25 protein-coding genes are annotated in these 23,818 nt (G+C 68.9%); 14 read left to right on the top strand and 11 right to left on the bottom strand.

Annotated features, from left to right (window positions below; genetic code table 11):
* Window positions 1-4 precede the first annotated feature (4 nt).
* The 3 genes from ACZ5IK_RS40430 to ACZ5IK_RS40420 are packed head-to-tail and all read left to right on the top strand — an operon-like array spanning window position 5 to window position 3,783.
* On the top strand, window positions 5-316 hold the full coding sequence (locus tag ACZ5IK_RS40430) for a hypothetical protein (protein WP_465492539.1): 312 nt from the start codon (window positions 5-7) through the stop codon (window positions 314-316).
* A complete protein-coding gene (locus tag ACZ5IK_RS40425) occupies window positions 316-3,360 on the top strand; it encodes a WXG100 family type VII secretion target (protein ID WP_465492538.1) in 3,045 nt (1,014 codons plus the stop codon). The genes ACZ5IK_RS40430 and ACZ5IK_RS40425 overlap by 1 nt, the downstream gene beginning before the upstream one ends.
* Before the next feature lie 21 nt (window positions 3,361-3,381).
* Window positions 3,382-3,783: a hypothetical protein gene (locus ACZ5IK_RS40420; protein WP_465492537.1), complete on the top strand. Its 402-nt coding sequence runs from the start codon at window positions 3,382-3,384 to the stop codon at window positions 3,781-3,783.
* A gap of 8 nt (window positions 3,784-3,791) precedes the next feature.
* Here ACZ5IK_RS40420 and ACZ5IK_RS40415 read toward each other — a convergent pair whose 3' ends face one another.
* Window positions 3,792-4,094: a hypothetical protein gene (locus tag ACZ5IK_RS40415; RefSeq protein WP_465492536.1), complete on the bottom strand. Its 303-nt coding sequence runs from the start codon at window positions 4,092-4,094 to the stop codon at window positions 3,792-3,794.
* A gap of 251 nt (window positions 4,095-4,345) precedes the next feature.
* Between ACZ5IK_RS40415 and ACZ5IK_RS40410 the strand changes: the two genes are divergently transcribed.
* Complete coding sequence (locus ACZ5IK_RS40410; RefSeq protein WP_465492535.1) at window positions 4,346-4,927, top strand: hypothetical protein; 582 nt, start codon at window positions 4,346-4,348, stop codon at window positions 4,925-4,927.
* Here ACZ5IK_RS40410 and ACZ5IK_RS40405 read toward each other — a convergent pair.
* Window positions 4,881-5,369, bottom strand: coding sequence for an ATP-binding cassette domain-containing protein (locus tag ACZ5IK_RS40405; protein WP_465492534.1), 489 nt, complete (start codon window positions 5,367-5,369; stop codon window positions 4,881-4,883). The two genes, ACZ5IK_RS40410 and ACZ5IK_RS40405, sit on opposite strands and share 47 nt — an antisense overlap.
* Before the next feature lie 170 nt (window positions 5,370-5,539).
* On the opposite strand from ACZ5IK_RS40405, the gene ACZ5IK_RS40400 reads away from it, so the two are divergent.
* The gene (locus tag ACZ5IK_RS40400; RefSeq protein ID WP_465492533.1) at window positions 5,540-6,610 is read left to right on the top strand and encodes a tartrate dehydrogenase; all 1,071 of its coding nucleotides are present in this window, start codon (window positions 5,540-5,542) and stop codon (window positions 6,608-6,610) included.
* A 67-nt stretch (window positions 6,611-6,677) separates the two neighbouring features.
* Here the strand turns inward: ACZ5IK_RS40400 and ACZ5IK_RS40395 are convergent, their stop codons facing one another.
* The 3 genes from ACZ5IK_RS40395 to ACZ5IK_RS40385 all read right to left on the bottom strand — a co-directional run bounded on the left by ACZ5IK_RS40395 (window position 6,678) and on the right by ACZ5IK_RS40385 (window position 9,085).
* Complete coding sequence (locus ACZ5IK_RS40395; protein ID WP_465492532.1) at window positions 6,678-7,925, bottom strand: HNH endonuclease signature motif containing protein; 1,248 nt, start codon at window positions 7,923-7,925, stop codon at window positions 6,678-6,680.
* A 195-nt stretch (window positions 7,926-8,120) separates the two neighbouring features.
* Complete coding sequence (locus ACZ5IK_RS40390; RefSeq protein ID WP_465492531.1) at window positions 8,121-8,546, bottom strand: pyridoxamine 5'-phosphate oxidase family protein; 426 nt, start codon at window positions 8,544-8,546, stop codon at window positions 8,121-8,123.
* Between the two features lie 29 nt (window positions 8,547-8,575).
* Window positions 8,576-9,085 carry an arylamine N-acetyltransferase family protein gene (locus ACZ5IK_RS40385; protein WP_465492530.1) on the bottom strand — a complete coding sequence of 170 codons (510 nt, stop codon included), beginning with the start codon at window positions 9,083-9,085 and terminating at the stop codon, window positions 8,576-8,578.
* A 4-nt stretch (window positions 9,086-9,089) separates the two neighbouring features.
* Between ACZ5IK_RS40385 and ACZ5IK_RS40380 the strand changes: the two genes are divergently transcribed.
* Complete coding sequence (locus ACZ5IK_RS40380; protein WP_465492529.1) at window positions 9,090-9,314, top strand: hypothetical protein; 225 nt, start codon at window positions 9,090-9,092, stop codon at window positions 9,312-9,314.
* A 12-nt stretch (window positions 9,315-9,326) separates the two neighbouring features.
* On the opposite strand, the gene ACZ5IK_RS40375 is transcribed toward ACZ5IK_RS40380, so the two are convergent.
* Both ACZ5IK_RS40375 and ACZ5IK_RS40370 read right to left on the bottom strand, forming a co-directional pair.
* On the bottom strand, window positions 9,327-10,388 hold the full coding sequence (locus ACZ5IK_RS40375; protein WP_465492528.1) for a hypothetical protein: 1,062 nt from the start codon (window positions 10,386-10,388) through the stop codon (window positions 9,327-9,329).
* Window positions 10,389-10,495: 107 nt separating this feature from the next.
* Complete coding sequence (locus tag ACZ5IK_RS40370; protein ID WP_465492527.1) at window positions 10,496-11,452, bottom strand: zinc-binding dehydrogenase; 957 nt, start codon at window positions 11,450-11,452, stop codon at window positions 10,496-10,498.
* Window positions 11,453-11,531: 79 nt separating this feature from the next.
* On the opposite strand from ACZ5IK_RS40370, the gene ACZ5IK_RS40365 reads away from it, so the two are divergent.
* Entirely contained in the window at window positions 11,532-12,194 is a 663-nt protein-coding gene (locus tag ACZ5IK_RS40365; protein WP_465492526.1) for a TetR/AcrR family transcriptional regulator, read from the top strand.
* Here ACZ5IK_RS40365 and ACZ5IK_RS40360 read toward each other — a convergent pair.
* A complete protein-coding gene (locus ACZ5IK_RS40360) occupies window positions 12,160-12,801 on the bottom strand; it encodes a TetR/AcrR family transcriptional regulator (RefSeq protein WP_465492525.1) in 642 nt (213 codons plus the stop codon). The two genes, ACZ5IK_RS40365 and ACZ5IK_RS40360, sit on opposite strands and share 35 nt — an antisense overlap.
* Before the next feature lie 43 nt (window positions 12,802-12,844).
* On the opposite strand from ACZ5IK_RS40360, the gene ACZ5IK_RS40355 reads away from it, so the two are divergent.
* The 5 genes from ACZ5IK_RS40355 (at window position 12,845) to ACZ5IK_RS40335 (ending at window position 19,006) form a co-directional block, all read left to right on the top strand.
* Window positions 12,845-13,207 carry a nitroreductase/quinone reductase family protein gene (locus ACZ5IK_RS40355; protein WP_465492524.1) on the top strand — a complete coding sequence of 121 codons (363 nt, stop codon included), beginning with the start codon at window positions 12,845-12,847 and terminating at the stop codon, window positions 13,205-13,207.
* A gap of 99 nt (window positions 13,208-13,306) precedes the next feature.
* On the top strand, window positions 13,307-14,476 hold the full coding sequence (locus ACZ5IK_RS40350) for a serine hydrolase domain-containing protein (protein ID WP_465492523.1): 1,170 nt from the start codon (window positions 13,307-13,309) through the stop codon (window positions 14,474-14,476).
* Window positions 14,477-14,506: 30 nt separating this feature from the next.
* A complete protein-coding gene (locus ACZ5IK_RS40345) occupies window positions 14,507-15,316 on the top strand; it encodes a hypothetical protein (RefSeq protein ID WP_465492522.1) in 810 nt (269 codons plus the stop codon).
* A 74-nt stretch (window positions 15,317-15,390) separates the two neighbouring features.
* Window positions 15,391-16,080 (top strand): hypothetical protein, encoded by a 690-nt coding sequence (locus ACZ5IK_RS40340; RefSeq protein WP_465492521.1) that lies wholly within the window; start codon window positions 15,391-15,393, stop codon window positions 16,078-16,080.
* 1 nt (window position 16,081) lies between these two features.
* A complete protein-coding gene (locus ACZ5IK_RS40335) occupies window positions 16,082-19,006 on the top strand; it encodes a CHAT domain-containing protein (RefSeq protein WP_465492520.1) in 2,925 nt (974 codons plus the stop codon).
* A gap of 2 nt (window positions 19,007-19,008) precedes the next feature.
* On the opposite strand, the gene ACZ5IK_RS40330 is transcribed toward ACZ5IK_RS40335, so the two are convergent.
* Window positions 19,009-19,923: a LysR family transcriptional regulator gene (locus tag ACZ5IK_RS40330; protein WP_465492519.1), complete on the bottom strand. Its 915-nt coding sequence runs from the start codon at window positions 19,921-19,923 to the stop codon at window positions 19,009-19,011.
* 72 nt (window positions 19,924-19,995) lie between these two features.
* Between ACZ5IK_RS40330 and ACZ5IK_RS40325 the strand changes: the two genes are divergently transcribed.
* Window positions 19,996-20,964 carry a DMT family transporter gene (locus ACZ5IK_RS40325; protein WP_465492518.1) on the top strand — a complete coding sequence of 323 codons (969 nt, stop codon included), beginning with the start codon at window positions 19,996-19,998 and terminating at the stop codon, window positions 20,962-20,964.
* Here ACZ5IK_RS40325 and ACZ5IK_RS40320 read toward each other — a convergent pair.
* Together ACZ5IK_RS40320 and ACZ5IK_RS40315 are read right to left on the bottom strand one after the other, a co-directional pair.
* Window positions 20,878-21,357 carry a universal stress protein gene (locus ACZ5IK_RS40320; RefSeq protein WP_465492517.1) on the bottom strand — a complete coding sequence of 160 codons (480 nt, stop codon included), beginning with the start codon at window positions 21,355-21,357 and terminating at the stop codon, window positions 20,878-20,880. The two genes, ACZ5IK_RS40325 and ACZ5IK_RS40320, sit on opposite strands and share 87 nt — an antisense overlap.
* Window positions 21,354-22,931, bottom strand: coding sequence for an MDR family MFS transporter (locus ACZ5IK_RS40315; RefSeq protein ID WP_465492516.1), 1,578 nt, complete (start codon window positions 22,929-22,931; stop codon window positions 21,354-21,356). The genes ACZ5IK_RS40320 and ACZ5IK_RS40315 overlap by 4 nt, the downstream gene beginning before the upstream one ends.
* An 87-nt stretch (window positions 22,932-23,018) precedes the next feature.
* Here ACZ5IK_RS40315 and ACZ5IK_RS40310 point away from each other — a divergent pair, with 87 nt between their 5' ends.
* On the top strand, window positions 23,019-23,600 hold the full coding sequence (locus tag ACZ5IK_RS40310; RefSeq protein WP_465492515.1) for a TetR/AcrR family transcriptional regulator: 582 nt from the start codon (window positions 23,019-23,021) through the stop codon (window positions 23,598-23,600).
* Window positions 23,601-23,818 lie beyond the last annotated feature (218 nt).

Genomic DNA, 23,818 nt, shown 5'->3' with positions numbered 1-23,818 from the left:
AAGAATGAGCGGGGGCTTCACCGCGGCGACCGATGCGCTTTCAACGGCATCGAAGGACATCGGCAAGCTGACGGAACAGTTGCTCGAAGACAATCCTGATCTGTCGAGCACACCGGTGAACGCGGCGGGCTTCGGCCAGGCTCACGGCGACCATTCGAAGAAGTACACCGACGGCGTGGCCGCGTTGTGGGCCTCGGTCCAGGGGTACAGCACCACTCTCGGCTCGTTCGGCACGAACCTCGGCACCGCAGGCACCACTTACGGTGCCAACGAGGACGAGACGAAGAACAAGATCACCAAGACGGGGACGCGCTAGTGGCCGACGAACTCACCTGGACCGACGTCAAGGCCGTCCTCGACGACCCGAGCGTGCCGAACGCCAACAAGACCGCGCTCATCGGCTCGTGGATCAAGACGCATCCGGCGCCGCCCCCGTGGGGCGGGGTCGAGGAGCCGGAAGAGATCAAGCAGAAGCGCAAAGAAGCCGAAAAGTACGCGCAGACCTTCAACGCCCTGCCGTTCATGCCGTACGACGACGACACCAAAAAGATCTACGGTGGCGCGAAGGCGGCCGGCGATCAGGCCAGCTTCACTCAGAAGGAAGAGACGAAGGCCGTCAACGACGGCGACAAGAAGCTGGACGGCACGAAGGAACCCACGCCGGAAGGTGGCGGGACCAAGACGTCGGACGAGATCTTCGACGCCGCCGTACCCGCGCTCAAGGTCTTCCAGACCTTCGGTTCACTGCTGGCGAAGCTCCCGGAGGACTGCCGGGGGACCAGCCGCGCGCTCGACTTCGAGAAGGACATCAAGAAGCCGTTCGACGAGCAGCGTGGCATCAACTTCAAGAATTTCGTCGACGACGCCGCGCACTTCAAGACGGGCTCGAAGACCGTCGAGAAGGCCATCGACGACACCGGATCCCAGCTGAACACCCTGTACGGGACCTGGACCGGAAAGGCCGCGGACGCTTCGTCGGAGAACTACAACGAGAAGATCCTTCCCAAGGCCAAGAAACTCGCCCAGACGCTGAACACCGCCGGCGAAGCGACGTTGCACACCACCACCACGGTGTTCAAGCTCTGCAAGGAGAAGGCCGACCAGGTCGTCAAGGGTTACAAAGAGGTGGTGGGCAAGGCCGACTTCGCGATGGCGCAGAAGGTCGTCGCCATCGCCGCCGGTGAGAAGAGCGGCAAAGAGGACCTCGGTGCGATCGCGGGCTGGATGGACGCCAACTTCGGCTCCAACCTCGTTCAGCAGCTGAACAACGACGGCTGCTGCGACGACGACGAGTTCAAGAAAGCGGGCCAGAACCTCGCCAAGCAGTGGATCCAGCGGCAGTTCATCCCGGAGATGTGGACCGCCATCTATCTGGGCTTCGAGAAGAACTGCAAGGAGACCAAAGACTTCGTCAACCAGGCCTATGACGAGCTCGACAAGGTCATGGGCAAGGTCAAGAACGAGTTCGAAGGCGCGGGCGCGGACGGCAAGGGTGGTGCGGGCGGCCCCGGCGGCGGCAAGGGTGGCGGACCCGGCGGCCAGGGCACCGGCGGACCGGACTTCACCGGTGGTTCCGGTGACGGCAAGGGTGGCTCTGGCGATGGCAAGGGCGGTTCGGGCGACGGCAAGGGTGGTTCAGGCAGCGGAGGCCCCGGCGGCGGTCCTGGTGGCGGCTCCGGCGATGGCACCGGCTCATCGGGTCAGAAGCCGCCGCCGGTTCCGGATGTGAAGATCCCCGAAGGTGGTTCCGGCGGTGGCCCGGGAGGCGGTCCGGAGGGTTCGGGCGGCGGCACGGGTGGCGGCTCGGGCACCGGCGGTTCCGGCTCCGGTTCGGGTGGCGGCAACGGCCCTGCGGACCCACCCAAGCCTCCGCCGATCCCGGACGTGAAGATCCCCGACAGCGGAGCCGGCGGAGGATCGCCGGGTGGCGGTTCCAGTGGTGGCTCCGGTGGCGGTCCGGAAGGCAAGGACGAGACGTCCCCCTCGGGTTCCGCTCCGCCGCCGAATTCGGGCGACGAGCAGCGGGCCGCGGCCGAAGAGGCCAAGAAGCAGGCCGCCGCGGCGGCCGAGAACGCGAAGAAGCAGGCTTCCGAGGCACTGGGCAAGCTGGGCGACGGTCCCACCGGCGCGGATCTCGGCGGTTCCGGCGGATCCGGTCCCGGTGGTTCCGGTCCGGGCGGTGGCACCGGCGGCGGTGGCGGCTCGGACGCCGCGTCCGAAGCCAAGGCAGCGGCCGAGAAGGCGACCGAAGAAGCGAAGAAGCAAGCCTCCGAAGCGCTCGACAAACTCGGTGACGCTCCTGGTGGTACGGGCGAAACCGACTCCAAGGAAGCCGCCGAGAAGGCCGCCGAGGACGCGAAGAAGAAGGCTTCCGAAACGCTGGACAAGCTCGGCGACGACATGCCGGGTGCGGACGGCGACAAGCTGACCGATGACAAGACCAAGGACGGCGAGAAGGCCGAAGACGGCGAACGCGAAACCCTCAAGGTCAAGCAGGGCGACAAGACCTTCGAGATGACCGAGCCGGACAAAGACGGCGAGATGGAGATCAAGGTCGGCGACGGTTCGGGGTCTGCCAAGGACTTCAAGCTCGACTGGACCGGCGACGAGTCCAAGCTGGGCGACGCTCCCGACGGCGACGGCAAGAAGGACGACGTCCATCGCCCCGGGGCGGACGGCAAGATCCACATCCAGGACGGCGATGTGAAGATCACCGCCGAACGTCCCGACGGCCCGTCCGGGCCGACGGTCGTCACCGTCGACGACGGCACCGGGAAACCGACCACGTACACCCTCGGCGAGGACAAGGATCCCTCGGACACGCACAAGCCCTCATCCGAGGCCAAGCCCGTCACCGGGACGACGCAGCCCGAGCACCGTGCGCCGCTCACCCCGCACCAGGGTGGCGGGGGAACCGTCCCCGACGGTATTCGCGCCGGTGACCTCGACGGCGGTGGCGGTGGCAGCCACGGCGGTGGCGGAGGCGGTGGCCACGCCGGTGGTGGTGGCGCGGGGATCACGGCCCCGTTCGAAACCGCGACCCCCGTGAGCGGGCAGCCGTCGTCGTTGACCGAAGGCGTGCACACCGGCGGCGGGGCGCATCAGCCGCAACCCGTGCCCGCGGGCGCCCCGTCCGCCCCGGTGAGCGGATCACCGACCGGCCAGTCGTTCGGCGGCGGCGCGATGCCGCCGATGGGTGGCATGGGCGGCGGTGGCCAGGGCGGCGGCGGTGACCAGGAACGGTCCAACCGGGCGTACCGGATCGAGGGCGAGGTGTTCGACCAGATCAACGAACCCACCGGCCGGATCACCGGTTCGCTGCTGGACGATGAGGATCAGCCGGTCACCCGCAGGCGGTAATCCGAGGCAGGAGAGAAACAGATGAGCGCCGATGACACCGCCGGGATGAAGGCGACCCTGGACGGTCTGGTCCGCGAGCAGTCGGAGCGCCGGGTCCTGCGGGACCAGAAGGCCGACGAGATCAAGGCGAGCTCGCAGGAGTTCATGACCAAGCAGGTCCAGACCGCCCAGCGCTACGTCGAGCATCGGCGTGAGCTGGGGGAGCGCAAGACGAAGTCCGGTTGGAGCACCGACCGGTCGCACGCGCAGCCCGGGAACGCGTCGGCGTTCGACGGCGCCCCTGCCTTCGAGGACCCCGCGGCTCCGTTCACCTCGGAGCCGCCCGCCCGCGTGGGACGGGACACTCCTCGGCGCGCTCCTCGTCGTCCGGCTCCGGTGGACGACGAGGACGACGCCTTCCTCAACAACCGCTGGCGCGAGTGACTTCGCTGTCAGACCACGAGGCCTAGCGCCAGCACGATCAGGAGCGAGATCACCGAGGCCAGTGACATGGCGACGGTGTGGGTTTTGAACGTGCCCACCGGCAGCCGGTTCGTGGTCGAGGTGAAACATCGGGAGGCCGTCCTGCCCCTCGTTCTCGCCGGGGTGGGCATCGCGGTGGTCAGCGACTCCTGGCGCGCACTGGCGAAATCGGCGGGCGCCGCCGTGCGGGCACTGGACTGCGCCGATTCCCTGGAGGTGTCCCTGGTGTCCCGGCCGGGGCGGTTGAGCCCTGCGGCGGCGGGGCCTTCCACGGTCAGGTGGAGTCCGGACGCGGGTAGGCGTCAGGCGTCTCGTCTGCTGATGGCTGCCAGCCCGAGCCAGATCGCCGCTGCCACCCACCCGGCCATCGCGAGGAGCGCGCCCACCGTGGACAGAGCGGTTTCCGCCGCCGCTGAGCTGGGCCGCCAGTTCCGAAGGCAGCACCGAAGCGATCCGGCCGTCCCACGGCGCGGACAGCAGCATCCGCGGCAGCATCGGCAACGCGAAGAGCAGCACCGCCATCGTGACCAGCGTGCCCGCGGTGGACCTGATCAGCGTGGCGAGGCCGAGTGCGATGACGGCGATGACCATCATGAGCAGGCCCTCGGCCAGTATCACCGGGAGCCCGGTGTCCACTGTGGTCAGTGACCCGATCGGCCGGTCGCCGATCAGCAGCCTGCTCAGGAAGAACGTCGCCACCGCGATCACCTCGCCCGCGATCAGCGTGATCGCCGCGACGACGGGAACCTTGGCCAGCAAGAGTTTCCGCCGAGCCGGGACGGCGACCAGGCTGGTGCGGATCATCCCGGTGGAGTATTCGGACGTCGCGGTGAGGATGCCGAACGTCATCAGACACAGCTGCACCACGGTCAGGACGGACGTTCCGTCGCCGAGACCGCCGAAATGGGCGCGCTCGCCGGGAGCGGAGGCGTCCCAGGTCCTGGCTGGGATCAGGGCCATCAGGCCGCCGACGAGGATGGCCGCGAACGAGAAGCCCAGCAGGATGTGCGTCGAGCGGACGGATCTCGCCTTGACGGTTTCCGAAGCGATGACGTCGATCACGGGGCTGTCCTTTCGGCACGGTATTCGAGGCTGTCGTTGGTGAGCTTGAGGTAGGCGCCCTCGAGCGAGTCGCTCCGCTCGGCGCTGTCCGGCGTGCGCACCAGCACGTCGCGTTTGAACCGCTCGGCGAGTTCGGCGATCGATGCCTCCGCGATCAGCCTGCCCCGCCCGACGACCACGATGTGGTCCGCGGTCAGCTCCATTTCGCTCATGAGATGGCTGGAGACGAGCACGGTCCTGCCTTCGGCCGCCAGCGACCGCATGAGGTCGCGGATCCAGCGGATGCCCTCCGGGTCGAGACTGTTGATCACCGCGTCGCCGGAGGTCGGGATGTCCAGGCCGAGAACGGCGCGCATCGTGGTGGACTTGCCCGCGCCGTTGGGACCGAGAAAGCCGGTCACACAACCGGGTTCGACCCGGAAGGAGAGGCGGTCCACGGCGAGCGTCGGGCCATAGCGTTTGGTCAGTCCCCTGATCTCAATCATGGCGACAATGCTTTCCCGCCACCGCGATCGGCGAGTCAGACCGCGGGATCGAAAGCCTCCGACCCGGGTATGACCGCCTCTGGCGGAAGCCGGTTGATAGGCGCAGCCTTTCACTGCGGCAAGAACTGGGTCTTGGACGCGGCGGCAAGGCCCGGCGTCCACTGGACCCCATGGCCAGCTACCGCATCGCGCTGATCCCCGGCGACGGCATCGGCACCGAAGTGCTGCCCCCGGCCCAGGCGGTGCTCGCCGCCGTCGGCAAACGCCACGGGATCGAATTCACCTACGACTCCTTCGACTGGTCATGCGAGCGCTACCTCGCCGAGGGCGCGATGATGCCGTCGGACGGCCTCGACCGGATCCGGCGGCACGACGCCGTCCTGCTGGGCGCGGTCGGCTGGCCGGGCGTGCCGGACCACGTGTCGCTGTGGGGTCTGCTGATCCCCATCCGCCGCGGCTTCCGGCAGTACGTCAACCTGCGGCCGGTCAAAGTGCTCGCCGGCGTGCCCAGCCCGCTGCGCGCCGCGGGCGCCGGGGACGTCGACCTCGTCGTGGTGCGGGAGAACGTCGAGGGCGAGTATTCCGAGATCGGCGGGCGGCTCGGCCGGGGCACCGAAGACGAACTGGCCGTGCAGGAGGCGGTGTTCACCCGCAAGGGAGTCACCCGCGTCGTCGAGTACGCCTACACGCTGGCCGGGAGCCGCCGGAAGCACGTGACCTCGGCGACGAAGAGCAACGGGATCGTCCACACGATGCCGTTCTGGGAAGAATTGGTCGAAGAAGTGGCGGCGCGGCACCACGACGTGCGCAGCGCCAAGGAACACATCGACGCGCTCGCCGCGAAACTCGTGTTGGCGCCGGAGCGGTTCGACGTGATCGTCGGCTCCAACCTCTTCGGTGACATCCTCAGCGACCTGGCCGCCGCCGTGGCCGGGAGCATCGGCGTCGCCCCGGCGGCGAACCTCAACCCCGAGCGGGAATTCCCGTCGATGTTCGAGCCGTTGCACGGTTCCGCTCCCGACATCGCCGGGCAGGGCAAGGCCAACGCGCTGGGCGCCTTATGGTCCGCGGCCATGATGCTCGACCACCTGGGACACCCCGAGGCGAGCGAGGAACTGCTGGCCGCCGCTTTCGGCGCGCTGGCCGACGGCGTCAGTACCGCCGATCTCGGCGGGACCGCGGACACCGCCGGGTACACGCGCGCGGTGCTGGACCGGGTCGGCGGACATGGTCGTGGCTAGGACTGCTCTTTCGACCTGCGGGCATGCCGAGGGGCCCGTCGCCGGTGTGGCTGGCGGGCTCCTCGAATCAAGCGTGGGTGTTACGCCGCGATCTTCGTAACGGATCCAAATACTGGGGTGGGATGAACTCCGGTAGCCCATCCCCGGCCATCCGCACTTCCCAATCCCCGTGGTGGATCAGCCGGTGATGAAAACCGCACAGCAGCACGAGGTTGCGGAGATCGGTGGGTCCCCCGTCTGCCCAGTGAAGAATGTGATGGGCGTGACAGTTCTTCGGCCTGCGATGACACCCCGGGAACGCGCAGCCCCCGTCACGAATGTTGAGCGCCCGTCTTTGCCCTGGGGTGACGAACCGTCTCAGCCGTCCCACATCGAGGGGTTCACCAGCGGCGTTCATCACGACGGGGAGCATGAGGCAGTCGCAGGCTGCCATCCGTGCTTCGCGCGCGGTCATGGTTCCGACGAAGTCCACACACGCCGTGCCCAGACCCGACTTCAACTCGTCGAGACCGATGGTGACATGAATCAACGTCCGATAGCCGCTGGTCCCAGGCTGGTCCGGGCACGCGATCGCCAAATCCACTAGCTCGGCCCAGGCGTCACCCTGACGCTCAGCCTTCGAGCGCAGATCGGCTTGGCCGAACTCGTCCACCGGACGCGGCTTCGCATACGCCTCAAGCACAGCCGCGGTGCGGGCACCCAACTCGTCATCCAGCAGACCATTCAGCTTCCAGAACCCGTCTTTGCGGCGCTCCAAGGTCAACTCGCGGCGAGGCTGAGCGGGTTCGGGATCCTTCGGTTCTTTGCCGTCCGGATCCAACCAGCCCAGCAGTTGGTCCCCGAGATCCGACACCTGCCGCGGCCCCGCCTTCCGGGCGAGATCGACAAGGGTTGTCTCCGCGTGCTCCCGATCCTCCACCGACACCCCAGCCGGGATCTTCCGCAGAATCTCCACGATCTGCTTGATCCGCTCCTCACCGACCACACCCTCCTCCGCCGCAACAGCGGTCGCCGGTGCGAAAGCCGGGATCTCGGTGCCGTCCAGGGCACGCGTGGAGTTCAGATCGACAGCACGCTTCACATACGGGCGGGCTTCACCCTGACTCAGCCCCGCGACCTCGGCGAACCACGCCAACGTCGTCCCATAACCGTACAAGTCTTTCGCGCCACGAGAATCAATCTCCGCCAAATACCGCCCCAACCCGGCGGACGCCACTCGCATCACCTGTAAGAACTGCTGCACGCCGTGGGCAAGCTCCAGCTTGCCGGCGCGCCACAACTCCTGCGGCAACTCGGGAAGGATCGTCTCGGACACACCTCAATAATACCGAAATAAGTCGAACAAATGTTCGTAATTTTAAGCAACAATGAAACCGAGCAAACGCCACTGAAGGGTGATTGCGACGAGAGTGAGTCCGCGTCCGCGTGACGGAATGCGCTGGGGTCGTGAGTGGCGTTTCGGGTTAGAACCCGAAACGTCACTCACGACCACCTGTACCAACGCCTCACTTCAGCCGGACCGCGGAAGCTCGACCTCCCGCATTTCCGGTGTCTCAGCACGGAAATCGCCGTACCTCGCCCAGTGGAGCGCGACGCGCAGGACGACCACGCCGCCGCCGATCGAGTCCGCGAACTCCGGGAACGTCGCGAGATAGGCGACCTCGCATCGCTCTAGCTCGCCTCCGGTCGGGGCGTCGGCGACACCTTCGCATTGGAGTGTCGTGCCGTCCGCGCCGCCGATGACGATCGCGATCCGCCCGTCGCGGCGCAGGTTCGCGACCTTGCGGGAGTCCGGCTTCGCGTCGAACACGAGCTCGCCGCGATCGGTCACCGCGAGCGGGAGATAGCCGGCTTGGGGTGCGCCGCCGGGACCGAGCGTCGACACGACGCCCGTCCGCTGCGCGCGCACGTACTCGATCATCTCGTTGTGGTCCATCGCGCCAGGTTAAGGCGGGGTGCCGCTGGCTAACGCGCGGCGTCGGCCTGGATGGCCAGCCAGGCTTCGTGTTGCTCCTCCGTCCTGTCCCAGAGCGCGGCCAGTTCGCCGGCGTCGATGTCCTCCAATGGGACGCGGAATTCCGTCAGCGCCCTCGCGAATTCGTCCAGGGTGGACAGTGTGCGGCGATCGGCGCCGTCACGCGTCACCGTGCGCGCTCGGAGAGCCAGTTCGTGACCGTCGCGATGGTGTTGCGCCACAAGCACTCTGACGAACGGGGAGGCCGGGTCCCTGGTCAGGGCCCGGTCGGCGAATTCGGTGAGTTCGCGGGGTGCAGTGCGGAAGTCGCAGGAGGCGATCGTGCCGTTCGGATGATGGTGCATTCGCCAGGTGCCGGTGTCGGCGAGCCAGGACACGCCGTCGAGGTCGATCAGCAGGGCGACGTGGTTGCCCCATTGACCGTCGCTGCTTGCCGAGGCGGGGACCGGGATCCGCGATCCGGCGGCAGAGCCGGAGCGGATCCGGCTGGACCTGATCACGTCGGTGCCGTCGTTGCGCGCGACGATGCTGCAGCGGGCGTTCGACGCTCAGCAGCGGCTTTCGGCCGCGCTCCGTCAGGCCTGCGACGGCGAGCTGGACGAGATCGACGCCGCGGCGATCGTCGGCGCCGTCACCGGTGCCGTCTTCGCCGCCGGGCAAACCGCCGTGCGCGAGGGGATTCCACTCGACGACGCGATGCGGCGGGCGATCGATTTCGCGACGGCCTGACGAGCCGCCGGTTCACGAGCGGAGCCAGGCGATCCCGCGATAAGTGGAGCTGTCCGTGGCGAAGCCGTAGCCGATGATGACGGCGCCGACCGAATTGATGTGCTGGGCCACGATCGCCGTGAGCTCGCGGGGCGACGGGAGCGGGATGGGTGTCGCGTCGGCGTCCCAGCGGACGGGCCGCACCGTTCCCTGGCTCACGGACTCGCCGACGACCGTCCCCGCGTCGTCGAGGTCGAAGCACGTGCTGGCGACGTCCGAGGGCAGGGGCCGGAGCACGGTGGGCCGTCCGTCGCGATCCCAGCGCGCGCAGGTGCCGTGCCGGTCCGGTGTCACGCCCCAGCCGATCGCGACGCCGGGGCCGGCGATCCGGACGACCTGTCCCGCGGTGAACTCCGGTTCTCCGGTCAGCAGGACGGTGCCGCCGTCGCGGTTCCACACCACCCCGTCGCCGAGGATGGCGCCGGAATCGGTGATACCGCAGGCGGTCGCGCGGCGGGGAGGCGGCAGCTTGCCGATCTTGCCCGACGGGGTCCAGCGCACCGCGGTCCGGACGCCCGTGCCGTCCTTGGCGGATCCGACGACCTCGTCCAGCCCGTTCAGGTCGTGGCCCTGGGTGTCGCCACCGCCGGGCAGGGTGCCGAGTTCCACCGCCTCGCCGCCGGGTTCCCAGCGCAGCGCCCGCCACCGGTAACCCGGCCGCATCGCGTTCCCCAGGATCGACCCGCGTTCGTTCACCCGGCACGCCGTGCCGGAGACCATGCCGGAGGGGAGTTCGAGCACCCGCACCCGTCCGCCGGGTTCCCAGCACACGGGCCGGAGATTCTCGCCGGTGTAGAGCGCGCCGGCGACGAGGCCCGCGGTGTTCGCGCTGACGGCGCGGCCGCCGGAATAGCCGTCGAGGATCGGCAACGGAGACGGACGTCCGTCTCCATCCCAGCACACCGGCCGCGAGCCCGATTCGCCCACGATCATCCCGGTGTCGTTCACGCAGTAGGCGCCGGTACCCTCTCCGGCGGAGAGCGGACGCAGGTCGACCGCCGTGAAGCCGGGTCCCTCGGGTGTCGGATCGGGCACGACTGCGCAGCCTAGTGCGAAGAACGCTTGCGGTGGCGAAAATTGCACTGACCGGGTGACGCGGGTGTCCTCATCGGATCCGGACGCCGCACTCCACAAAGGACAGGCTACGGCGTCAGCACGATCCTGCCGAACACTTCGCCGTCGTCCATCTTCCGGTGCGCCAGAACGGCTTTCTCCAGCGGCAGCAGCTCGTGGACCACCGGGCGCAGTTCACCGCGGGCCGCGGCTTCGAACTGGGCCGCTCCCACCGCCCGCTGATCGGGACGGGGCACCGTGTCCGCGCTGAGGGTGGCGAACGACAGGGACTTCCGGAACGCCGCGATGAGCTTGGTGCCGAAGTCCGCGGGCGGCATGCCCGCGACGACGCCGACCGCCACCATGCGGCCGTTCGGTTCGAGCCTGTCGAAGAAGGAAGGCATGTCCACACCGGACACGACGTCGATGATGACGTCGTACCCCGCGGGGCCGTCCCCGTCACCGGAACGGCCGAGGACGTGGGTCGCGCCCAGTTCGCGCAGACGCTCGCCGCGTTCGGCCGACGACGTCGTGACCGCCACGGCGCTCGCGCCACCGGCCGCCGCGAGCTGCACCGTCATGATCCCGATGCTGCCCGCCGCCCCGCGCACCAGCACCGACTCACCGGGGGCGAACCGCGCGCGGGCGAGCGCGAAATGGGCCACCACGCCGGAAGTCCCGAGGGCGACCGCGTCGGTGGTGGCGAGGTTCCCGGGGAGAGGCACGATCCGCTCGACGGGGACGGCCGTGTGCTCGACGTAGCCGCCGCCCTCGCCGGTGAACGCCCAGACGCGCCGCCCGATCCAGGACGGGTCGACGCCGTCGCCCGCCGAGGTGACGGTCCCGGCCACCTCGTTGCCGAGTACATGCCCTTCTCGGAAGCCGAATCCGGAAAGAGCCCCGCTCCGGATCACGGTGTCGACGCCGCCGACGCCGATCGCTTCGACACCGATCAGCACTTCTCCCGCGGCGGGAACGGGGGTGGGGAGGTCGATGACCGCCAGGCCTTCGGGGCCGCCGAACGCCCGGATCTCGACTGCTCGCATTTCGTCTCCTCGTCCTTTCGTCTTCGGTCAGGCGGAAAGCTAACGGACGCCCCCGTCCGTTTTCGCTAAAGTGAGAGTGGTGACCAGTCGTTTGCCTCGGATCCCGCGCTCCGACGCCCTGGACAACCGTGATCGCATCCTCGAAGCGGCTCGCGCGCTGTTCGCCACCGAAGGGCTGAACGTGCCGTTGCGGGAGGTCGCACGCCGCGCCGATGTCGGCCCGGCCACGCTGTATCGCCATTTCCCGACCAAGGAGATCCTGGCGACGGAGGCCTTCGCCGATCAGATGCGCCTGTGTCACCTCGTCGTCGACGAAGGGCTCGCCGACCCGGATCCGTGGCGTGGCTTCTGTTTCGTGATCGAGAAGATCTGCGAGCTGCACGCGCGCGACAGGGGCTTCACCGCGGCCTTCGTTTCGGCCTTCCCCAAGGCGATCGACTTCACCACGGACCGCGACTACGCGCTCAAGGCGATCGCCGAACTGGCGGGCCGGGCCAAGGACGCCGGGAATCTGCGGCGCGATTTCGTCCTCGACGACCTGATCCTCATGCTCATGGCCAACAACGGGATCCAGGCCGTTTCGCCCGCCGCGCAGGTCGTGGCGTCCCGGCGGTTCGCGGCGCTGGTGATCCAGGCTTTCCGGGCCGCGCCGGAACAGGCGCCGCTGCCGCCGGTGGCGCGGCTGGCCCTCGTGGCGCCGCCGGGAGTCACTTCCGGCGGGCTTCGAGGCCTTCCAGGATGAGATCCAGACCGTAGGCGAACTCGTTCGTGTGGTCGTACTCCGGCTGCCGGGCGTGCTCGGCGACCACCTCGGTGAGATAAGGGAACTCGTCCGGCGGAAGCTGTTCGAGAAGGTCGCCCGCCACCTGATCGACGTCGCCGCTCACGGGCAGGTTCGACTCCTGGAGGACGAAGCCGCCGATGTAGCTGTCGATGAGCGAGACGGCGTGCACGGCCATCAGGAGCGTGAATCCCGCTCGCCGCAAAACACCCAGGACGGCGTCGTGGTGGCGTAGCGTCGCTGTTCCCGGATTGCGGCGGGAGTCCATGAGACCGAGAGCCCAGCTGTGCCGTGACAGGACCTCGCGAGCGGACGAAGCGCGTGCGCGGATCGCCTCGCGCCAGTCATCGATTCCGGCGTCGGGCAGTGCGATCGCCGCGAAGACCGCGTCGATGACGCCGTCGAGGATCGCGTCCTTGTTCGGCACGTGGTGGTACAGGGACATGGCCTCCACGCCCAGGTGCTGCGCCACCCGCCGCATCGTCATCGCTTCCACGCCACCACTGTCCGCGACCTCGATCGCGGCTCGCAGTACGCGTTCCCTGGTGAGCGATCGGCGAGGCGGCACGTTGACAACCTTACAGGTGTAAGGCCATTGAAAGGAGAGTCCGATGCCGTTACCGAGATGGTGGGGACGCGTCAACAAACGGGTCTTCAACCCGCGCGCGATCGCCGGAGGGAAGTATCCGGTGCTGATCCACGTCGGCCGTACCTCGGGAAAGATCCATCGCACGCCGCTCGACGCGCATCCGGTCGACGGCGGCTATCTGTTCATCCTGGTGTACGGCGCGGATTCGGACTGGGTGCGCAACGCCATGGAGGCACGGGGAGCACGGCTGCGGATCGACGGGCGGGAGGTGGAACTCACCGCTCCGAGGCTCGTCGGGGAGGACGAGCTCCCCGCCGGGGTGAGCCGTCCGCCGAAGTTGCTCCGCGTCACCGAATTCCTCCGGATGGACCTGGTCTCCGGCTGAACCCTGAGACGACCCTGCCCCGGGTTAGTACCGTGGTGGTAGGCGGCATCGTCCTCGCAGCCGATGCAGGGTGCGGTGATGCTTCGTAGTTTTACCGGTATGAAACGAACTTCAGTGATGATCGCCGCACTTTGCGCGGCTACGCTCGTTTCCCCGGCGGTCGCGTCCGCGACGCCGCAGGCGAAAGACCCGTTGCAGCGGATTCTGCAGCGTGACGCCGACGCGCTCGTGGCGGGCGGTTCTCCGGGTGCCCTGGTGGAAGTGAGCACGGCCAAGGGCAGCGTCAAGGTGCGCAGCGGCCACGGTGATCTCCGGGCCGAGACCCCGGTTCCGTGGAACGCGCACTTCCGGATCGCCAGTTTCAGCAAGACGTTCCTGTCCGCGACGATGCTCCAGCTCGTCGGCGAGGGCCGCCTTTCCTTGGAGGACAAGGTCGACCGGTGGCTTCCCGGTGTGGTGAGCGGGAACGGCAACGACGGCCGCGTCATCACCGTCCGGCAACTGCTTCAGCACACCAGCGGTCTGCACGACTATCTGGCGGAGCTCGATCTCTTCACCGAAGAAGGCTTCCTGCGCCACCGGTTCGACAAACTCAGCGCTTCCGAGGCGGTGAAGCTGGCCGTCGGCAAGCCGCCTGAGTTCGCGCCCGGGTCGAGCTGGGGGTACTCCAACACCAACTACGTGCTCGCCGGGATGGTGACCGAGAAGGTGACCGGCCGGGACTGGCGGAAGGAGATCACCGAGCGGATTATCCGGCCGCTGGACCTGCGGGAAACCTCCCACCCCTACACATCGCCGTTCCTTCCCGCGCCGCACGCGCGGGGCTACGACCGGTTCGTCGAGGAGGGCTCGAACCCGCCGCGGCTCGGACGGCGGGTGGACGTGACGCTGATGAATCCGTCGGCGGGCGGGGGAGCGGACGGTTCGATCAACAGCACCACCGAGGACGGCAACAAGTTCCTCCGGGCGCTGCTGGGCGGCGAGGTGCTCGAACCCGCGTTGCTGACCGAAATGAAGAAGACCGTGCCCGCGCCGGGACTCGGCGCGTACGGGCTGGGGCTCATGAAGCTCACCGGCTCTTGCGGTGACTACTGGGGCCACGGTGGCGCGCTGCCCGGCTACCTGACGGGCAACGGCGTGACCGAGGACGGCAAGCGCAGCGTGATGGTGTCGCTCAACACCCTCACGCCCTACAACCCCGATGCCGAACTGCTGGAAGGAAACCCGCTGGATCCCGTGATCGACCACGCCCTCTGCGGTCGCGGCTGACGGGGTGGCCCGTGACGTACGCTGTGCGCCGTGATCGAGTCCATCGTCGCCCCTGATCTGGTGCTGGCTCTGCACGAAGCCGTACGGCACGGCTCGGCGGCCGAGCGGACCGGCATCCGGCTGACAGCGCGCGGCTGGGCGGTCGGAAGCTGGACCGGCGAGTCCGTGTACCCCGTCGCGCTGACCGGTGCCGATCTGCCGGGCGAGGTGGATTTCGCGGTGGCGAACGCGCTGTGCGTCCCGAAGGACACGGGGCGATCCCACTACGGCATCCCGGACGAGCACGGCGATCCCTTCCCCGGCCCGGACGGTGAGGCCGTGTTCGTGACCGGCCGTCTGCCGTGGACCGGGGCATGGTGGTTCGACCCGGCCACGGCGCGACGGGTCGTGCGTGAGGTGCGGTGCGACGAGGGGGTGGAGTCTCTCTGGACGACCGCGGGCGGTGTCTATGTCGCCGAACGCGCGGGGGCCGAGGTGGTGTGGACGGAACTGAACGCCGACCAGGCTGTCCGCCGTGTGTACGCGGCGGGCGCCGAGCATGACGAGGACGGCTCGACCGATCTGATCCGCGCGGTCCGGCACGCGCGGGACGCCGTGTCGGCACTGACCGGTGCGATCGCCGACCTGCCGGGGGCGGTCGCGACCGCAGAGACCGCCGCGGCCCTGTCCGGCCTGGTACGCACCACCATGGTCACCGACCTCCGCGCCGCCCGTGCCCGTGCGGCTCGCCAGGTCTACGAGTTCACCGATCGCGACATGGGCCGCGCCGCCCCCTTCCTGCGGTTGGGCCGCAAAGCCGCCGAAAACCTCATCAAGGAAGGGCTCCGGGAAGGTACCTGAGCCGTCGTCGCCGCGGGTGCCATGTGCGGTTCGGACCGTTAGCCTGGACAGCGCGAGGATCCCGGGGAGGGCGTATGCAGGCTGACCTGCCAGTGGCTGAACTGTCCGAGGTCGAGGTCGACCTGGTACGCAGAAGGACACTCGGTGGTCCCGGCGACCTTGTGGTTCCGGGTCAGTTCAGTCTCGGAAGGACGGACGCGGTCCGGCTCCGCCGGGAGACCCCGGGTGTGCCGGCGGAACTGGCAGCCCTGCTGGACGCAGAAGCGGAAGACCACCACTACTACCTCGTGCAGTTGAGCTGCACTTTCCGTCCGGGTGACGCACCGATCGTCAGCGCGTCGCTGTCCGTGGAACTGCAGCAGGCACGGGTCGCCGGCGTCCCCGATCCGGTGGTGTGGTCGATGGAGCCCCTGCGTGTGGCAACACCGGTGCGCCGAAAGCGGGTCGTGACGCTCGGCCCCGCGGGGAAGTTCGCCCCAGTGGACGGCGGTCTGGAACGTGTCACCGAGTACGAGACGGACGTACAGCACCTGGTCGCGCAAGGTGAGGGGGAGAGCCAGAGTGAATGGTTGTTCACCGCCACCGCGGCCGTGAATCTCGTCGGCGTGCACCACTTGAGGCTGGTGGCGCGCACATCCGCCCGGGTGGCATGCCGTGCGGACCTCGCGCTGGCCGCGACACGACGGGAGCGCCGGTTCGGCCTTGTCCCGTATCGAGCGGACATCCCGGCGTCGGTGCGGACCGTCCGGTTGTCGGCGAATTGAGATGCGAGACGCCGGGGTCGGGCGCCTGATCGCGCTGCCGCGACTCGTCCGGATCGGGTCGATCAGCGAAGGCGAGGCTCGACGGCGGGTGCGGGAGGATCCCGGCTGGCTTGCCGAGGACGACCTGCCGAGCCTGGCGTCGGCGGTCCTGCGCGTCGCGTGGGACGACCGGCATCTGGGTTGCCTGCTGAGCGAACTCGTCCACGAGTGGGCGGCCGCGCACGCCCTGGATCCGGTGGCGACCCGATTGACCGGCCAGGCTTTCGTCCGGGCGGCGACCGAGGTTTTGACGTTCCGGGACGACGTCCGGCTGTACCGGCGTGCCGTGGTGGTGGCGGACAAGATCGGGCGCGCCCAAAGCCACGACCACTACTGGGGCGGGATGCTGCGGCTGGCTCCCTACGCCCTGGATCCGGTCGACGTCGAGTACAAGGTCCACCGCGGTTTCCGTCACCAGCAGGCACGGTGGCGGGTTCGGCGCCTGTCGTCGGCCGGCGCCGCCGATCCGGATATGCCGGACGCGGCGATCGAGCTGGCCGCCGCCGTTACCGATCTTCGGAAAGCCTGCGCTGAAGCGAAAGGAGCCCACCGGGGCGCGATCCTCGCTCAGATGGCTTTCGCTGAGTACAGCAGGCATGAAGCGGGCGGCGACGTCGATTTGTCTATTGTGGACGCTTGGTGCACCGAAGCGATGACACTCCTTCCGATCGCCGGTGACGAGCTGGCGTGCAATCGCCTGTTCTGGTTGTTGTGCCTGCGAGGACGCGAAAGCGACATGCGATCGCGAAATGTGGTGGCGCCGCGCGTGGACACCATGCCGGGCGGACTCGCGAGTACGGTCACCGCCGGTACGACCGCCTTGCGGGTGCTCGGAATGCTGGGCCTCTCGCAGGAGCTCGAGCAGGTGATCAGGATGCTGATTCCGCTCCTCGAGGACCTGGAGATGGAGAATCAGCGTCGGTTCGCCGAAGTCGTGATCGCCCATTGCGTCCCCGGTGATCTCCCGAGCTGCCACGACCTGGAGCGGGCGGGCCCGCCCACGGACGAGGACGAGGAAGGCCTGTCCGGCTGGGAAGTGGCCTTGGGGCGGATCCACGCGCTCATCCACTCCTACGACGCCTCCGATGGCCGGGCCGCTGAAGCCGTCCGGGAGTACGCCCCGGAACTGACGGACAGGCTCGCTCGGGTCTTGATGCACGTAGCCGCTTTTCGGTCACGTATGGAGCTGCACCACTCACCGGCTCGGTCGGTGCCCGCTCTCATCGCCGCGGCCGGTGCGCTCGCCGAGCGGTCGCATACGGACTGGGCGACCTTCTCCCTCGACGCCGTCGCGCAGTTGCTGGCGACCACGTCGGCCGAGGACCTCGCGGACCTGGATCGTGGAGTGGTGGACGACCTGACGGGATTCGGCCGCGAAGTCCTGCCGTATCTGCCCGAGGCGGCGTGGTTGATCATGGACGACTGCCTCACCGCCCTGCTTGGCATCTGGGTCGCCGACCGCACGATCACCCTCGATGCCGTGCTGAGCGTTTTCCAAATGGTCAAAGGCCGGGGCTTGAGTGTGGCCCTGGCGGCGCCTGGTCCGGTGACGCTGGATCCGCAGAGCGAACTGCTGCTGACGGACCTGCCTTCGTCGGAGATCGAGCGGGACCGCCCGCTCACCGAGTTCATCGACGACGAGACGTTGCTCGGTTCCTACCTGCAACCGGGAGAACGCGAGCCCGGCAGGACACCGGCCGAGCAACAGCGGAATCTGCGTCGCCGGATCCAAAACCTCGACACCGACCAGCTTCTGCTGTCCTCCGCCGGAGCACCTGTCCGATCGCTCCAGGAGATTCAGCGAGCGCTGCCGAAGGACGCGGTACTGCTCGCCTTGCTGGTCGGGGCCGCCGGGGTCAAGCTGACCCGCGGGTATCACGGAATGATCATCACCTCCGAAAGGGCCATGGTCGCGGGGCTGTACGACCCGGTCAAACCCGGACGGACACTGAGCAGTCTCGTGTTTCCTGGGGAAGACCTCGGAATCGGCCAGACGGTCTTCTCGGACTTCGGCCGCACGGTCGAGTCGTTGCGCCGGGCACTGATCGACGAGCCGCTGCATCGGGTGGCCACCCGAGCGGCGAGTGCCGAGTTGCGGGATATCGCCGGCTACCTGCATGAGCCCTTTCTCCGCGCACTCGACGAGATCGCGGGACCTGACCGGCGCCGACTGATCCTGTGGCCACACGAGTCGACGTACTTCCTGCCGTTGCATCTGGTCCCGTTCGGAGACGGGATCTTCGCCGATCGATTCGCGATCAGCGTCATCCCGTCCACGGAATGTCTCTTCCGCCCGGCCTCGAACCTGCCCGGCGGCGTACTCGCGATCGCTTCGGCTACCGGTGGTGTCCCGGTGGGGCTGGCCGAAGAGCCTTCACTTGACGAACAAGCACGGGACATAGCGGCACTGTTCGACTCCACCGCTCTTGTCGGCGCGGACGCCACTCCCGCCGCCGTTTTCGACCAGCCGGCCGGTCGGAGATACCTCCATATCGCCGCCCACGGCCGTCAGGACGCGGACGCGCCGGTGTTCGCCCGGGTCTACCTGGAAGGTGGGCCGCTCCATGCCATCGACATCCTCCGGCAGGATCTGCGGGACGTCGAATTGGTGACCTTGAGTGCTTGCGAGTCCGCCCTCCTGCGTTACGACTTCCACGACAACTTGCACGGACTGGCCGCCGCGTTCCTGCGGTCAGGCGCGCACGCGGTGGTCGGTGCGCTGTGGCCGGTCGCACCGGACGTGGCCCACACCTTTTTCCTCCGGCTCTACACGAATCTGCGCGACGACGTCGCGCCCGTGTCCGCCTTTCACGAGGCTCAGCGGCATACCCGCGAGCATCATCCCGGTTACCGGGACTGGGGTGCGTTCCTCTATTTGGGCGGCTGAGCTCAGCCGCCCCAGGCGCGGGCCGCGTCGACCAGAGCCGTGACGCATTCGGCGACGGCCGGCCGCGTCTCGCCCTGGGGCTGCACGGCGTAGAGCTGCCGGTGCAGCGCGGGTTCGAGCGCGGCGCACACCACGGTCGGCGGCGCGATCGTGAGGGCCATGCTCGGCATCAGCGTGACAGCGCCGAGTCCGGCGACGACGGCGAACTGGGTGCCGAAGCCGCTGACCGTGTGCCGCACCGTCGGTTCGATGCCGCGCTCGCGCAGGGTGTGGCGGAGCCAGGTGTTCGCCAGGGTCGGGCGGGCCCAGGCGACCCAGATCTCGTCCGCGAGGTCTTCGGCGGGAACCGAGTCCGCGCCTGCCAGCGGATGCCCTGCCGGGAGCACGATCATCGCCGAGTCGTCGCGCAGGACGGTCCAGCGCGTGTCCGGCGGCCGGGTGAGCGGCAGGTTCTCCCAGCTCTCGACGACCACGACGTCGAACACGCCGTCGGCGAGCGCGGGCAGGGCCACTTCCGGTTCGACCTCGTGCAGCCGGGCCTCGATACCGGGATGGCGGACGGCGAGGCCGGTGAGCGCGGGGGTGATGAACGTGTGCACCCCGGACGGGATGGCGCCGATCTCGACGACGCCGGTCATCGCGCCGGTGAGCGAGTCCAGATCGGCGCGGGCGGCCCGGAGTTCGGCGAGGATCCGGTCCGAACGCTGCGCGAGCAGTAGTCCCGCCGGGGTGAGCCGGACGCCGCGCCCGTGCCGGACGAGCAGCCGGGTGCCCGCCTCCCGCTCCAGTTTGGTCAGCTGCTGGGAGATCGCCGACGGTGTCACGTGCAGCAGTTCGGCCGCCGCGGCGAGCGAACCCCGCCGCCACACCGCGTGCAGCATCCGGAGCCGCTCCACATTGGACAGATCGCCACTCATTAGCCGAGCTTAACCCTCGCGGTAAGAGGATCTCGCTGGTCCTCCCCGGCGTCGTACGGTCGAATCGAATCCATGCCCCACCAGAGAGTTCTCGCCGATCCGCGCGCACAAGGAGTACTCGGTGCCCTCGCGATCGCCCTGTCCGCCCCGCTCGTCGCGCTGTCCGGCGCGAGTTCGACGACGGCGACGTTCTTCCGTTGCCTGCTGGCGTTGCCGATCCTCGTGCTCTTGGCGTTCTCGCGAGAGCGAGGGCACCGGCCCGCCCCGGCGGCGCGGCGACGGCACGTGCTGGCCGGTGTCCTGCTCGGGATCGACATGGTGCTGTGGAGCGAGGCGATCCTCTCCGTCGGCGCCGGCGTCGCGACGGCACTGGTCAACGTCCAGGTCGTCCTCGTTCCCCTGGCCGGGATGCTGTGGTTCGGCGAGCGGCCGTCGCGGCTGTTCTGGCTGTCGATCCCGCTGATGCTGACGGGCACGGCACTGGCCGGGGGACTGGCGGACGGCGGCGCCGCGGGCAGCGATCCCTGGTACGGCACCGTCATGGCACTGCTCGCGGGCGTGGCCTACGCCGGTTACCTCGTCCTGCTGCGCCGTGCCGGTACCGAGAGCGGCGGCCGGACGACGATGCTCGCCACGGCGACCGCGGCCTCCGCGAGTGTGGGCGGTCTTTCGGGGCTGGTGGCGGGAAACCTCGACGTGACGCCGCCGCCTTCGGCGCTGCTGTGGCTGCTCGTGCTGGCCGTGACGGGGCAGGTGATCGGCTGGCTGCTGATCGGCAAGGCCCTGTCCGCGCTCCCGGCGAGCGGCGGGTCCGCCGTGCTCATGCTGCAACCCGCCGCCGCGATCCTCTTCGGGGCCGCCCTGCTCGGCCAGTGGCCGACCCCGCTGCAGCTGGCGGGGTGCGCGCTCGTCGTCGTGGTGGTCGGAGCCGTCTCGTTCCTGGGCGGCCGGTCCTCACGGGACCACGAGCACCGGCCAGTGCCCGGTCTTGATGAGCTTCGTCGCGACGGAGCCCGCGAACCGGTGGCCCGCCTTCTGTGAGGCGCCGACCACCACCGTGTCGACCTGGCCGCGGTCGGCGGTGTCGCGGAGCGCGGTGTACGGATCGCCGTAGGTCTTCAGGAAACTGACCGGCACTTCCAGTTCTTCGGCGGCCTCGCGGATCTGTTCGCGGAGTTCGGCGTACAACTGCAGTGTCGTGTCGTGCTCCACCGTCGACGCGACAGCCGGTCCGAGGTTCGTCAGCACCGTGCGGCTGACGACGAAGGCGACGATCAGCCTGCCGCCCTCGCGCCGGGCCATGCCGAAGGCGAAGGCGGCCGCCCGCATCGCCGTGTCGGAGCCGTCGACCCCGGCCAGGATGGCCCGCCCCGAATTCCTCCGGGGCGGGCCGAAACGCTCCACAGTGGACTCGAAAGCCCCCGGCGTGCTCATCCCGCGACCGGGTCGGACGCCGGGGATTCCGTCTTCGGCTCCAGGTCGATGGTGGTGCGCAGGGTGAGCGGCTTGAGCAGCAGCGCCGCGATCACGCCCACGACGCCGACCGCCGCGGAGATCAGGAAGATGTGCGCGGTCGCGTCGCCGTACACGGTGTGCACGATCGTCTGGACCTCCGGCGGCAGCGCCTTGAGGTTCAGCGCGCTGACGTTTCCCGTCGACGCCTGCCCCGCCGGCACGTGCAGTGCGGTGGACAGGTCGGCGGTGACCCGGTTCGCGAGTACCGCGCCCAGTACCGACACCCCGATGGTGCCGCCGAGCGACCGGAAGAACGTGACCGAGGCGCTCGCCGCGCCGAGATCCCGCAGCGGCACGGTGTTCTGCACGGCCAGCACGAGGTTCTGCATCGTCATGCCGACCCCGATGCCGACGATCGCCATCGCGACGCCGACCAGCCACAGCGGCGAGGCGTGGTCGACCGTGCCCAGCCCGAGGAACCCGATCACCAGGGTGATCGTGCCCGCCACGATGTACGGCTTGATCCGCCCGGTACGGCTGATCAGGCGCCCGGACACGGTCGAGGACACGAGCACACCCGCCATCAGCGGGATGGTCAGCAGACCGGCCTCGGTGGGGGAGTAGCCGCGGCCGACCTGGAAGTACTGGCCGAGGAACACCGCGCCGCCGAACATCGCCATGCCGACCGCGAGGCTCGCGACGATCGCCAGCGCGGGGGTGCGCTGGGTGATGATGTGCAGCGGCACGACGGGTTCGCGGACCTTCCGTTCCACCATCAGCGCGAGCGCGAGGAGTACGACACCGCCGCCCACCATGAGGGCCGTCTGCCACGAAAGCCAGTCGAAGGTGTTGCCGACGAACGAGACCCAGATCAGCAGGACGCTCACGCCCGCGGCGATGAGACCGGCGCCGAGGTAGTCGACGCGCACGTTCTCGCGGCGCACGGTTTCCAGCTTCAGGGTCCGCTGCAGGACGGCGAACGCGAGCACCGCGATCGGGACGCCGACGAAGAAGCACCAGCGCCAGCCCAGCCACGGCACGTCCACGATCAGGCCGCCGAGGAGCGGTCCGCCGACCGTGGCGACCGCCATGACCGCGCCGAGGTAGCCGTTGTAGCGGCCGCGTTCACGCGGCGGGATGATCGCCGCGATCACGACCTGGACCAGCGCCTGAAGGCCGCCGACGCCGATGCCCTGGAACGCGCGGGCGGCGATCAGCTGGCCGGTGTTCTGGCTGAACCCGCTGATCATCGAGCCGATCACGAAGATCACGATCGCGATCTGCACCAGCGTCTTCTTGTTGAACAGGTCGGCGAGTTTGCCCCAGATCGGGGTGGTGGCCGTCGCCGCCAGCAGGGTGGCCGTGACCACCCACGTGTACTGCGTCTGCGTGCCGTTCAGCGAGCCGATGATCAACGGCAGGGCGGTCGACACGACCGTCGAGCTGATCATCGCCACGAGCAGCGCGAGCAGCAGCCCGGACAGCGACTCGAGCACCTGACGGTGCCCCATCGCGCCGGACGGCGCCGCCACCGTCGTTCCATCGGTCTTCATGGCGTCCTTTCGAGCGTTCGGGGCAATTATTGCCCACTGTGCAAACTTGCACAGTGGGAACTTTATTCCCCTCGCTACGCTGTCCTGGTGGACACCCTCGACACGCTCCGCACCCGCAAGAAGGCGGCGACGCGGCACTCGCTGCACGAGGCCGCCCTGCGCCTGGCGATGGAGCACGGCCTCGACGGGGTGACCGTCGAGGACATCGCCGACGCGGTGGGGGTGTCCCGGCGGACGTTCTCGAACTACTTCGCGAACAAGGAAGACGCGATCCTGCACGCCGACCGGGAGCGGACCGGGCTGCTGGTGTCGCTGGTCGAAGGCAGGCCGCCGGGTGAGAAACCGTGGCCCGCGCTGCGCGCGGCGTGCCGGGAGCTGTACCGGGCGCACCCCGTGCCGGACCGTGAATGGGTGGCTCAGCTACGGCTGCTGCGGCGGCACCCGTCGCTGCTCGCGCGGCAGGCGGGCGATCAGATCGCCCTCGAACGCGACCTGATCGCGGTGCTGCTCGACCGGGGGCACGGCCTCGACCAGGAATTGGCCCGGCTCACGGCGGCGACGTTCCTCGCCACGTTGCGGACCGGGAACGTGCTGTGGCTGGAAGGCCCGGACGATCAGCCGCTTCCCGAGGTCGTGGACCGGGTGCTGAGCCGCGTTCAGCTCCGGTGACCGAGCGCGAAGGCCGTCTGGGCTTCTCGTGAGTGGTAAGGACGGTTATTGAGGGGTAAGGCAAAGGTGGCGTCTTCGCGGGCGGATCGGTAGTGGGCTGAAGGCTCCTTTGCCGCGTCCGATTCCGAGCGGTCGTGGGGGGGGGGGGGGGGGGGGGGGGGGGGGGGGGGGGGGGAGGGGGGGGGGGGGGGGGGAGGGGGGGGGGGGGGGGGGGGGAT

It is taken from the genome of Amycolatopsis sp. NPDC031561 (genome assembly GCF_055580625.1).
The sequence above is the reverse complement of the archived record's forward strand: the minus strand, read 5'-3'. Positions and strand labels throughout refer to the sequence as shown.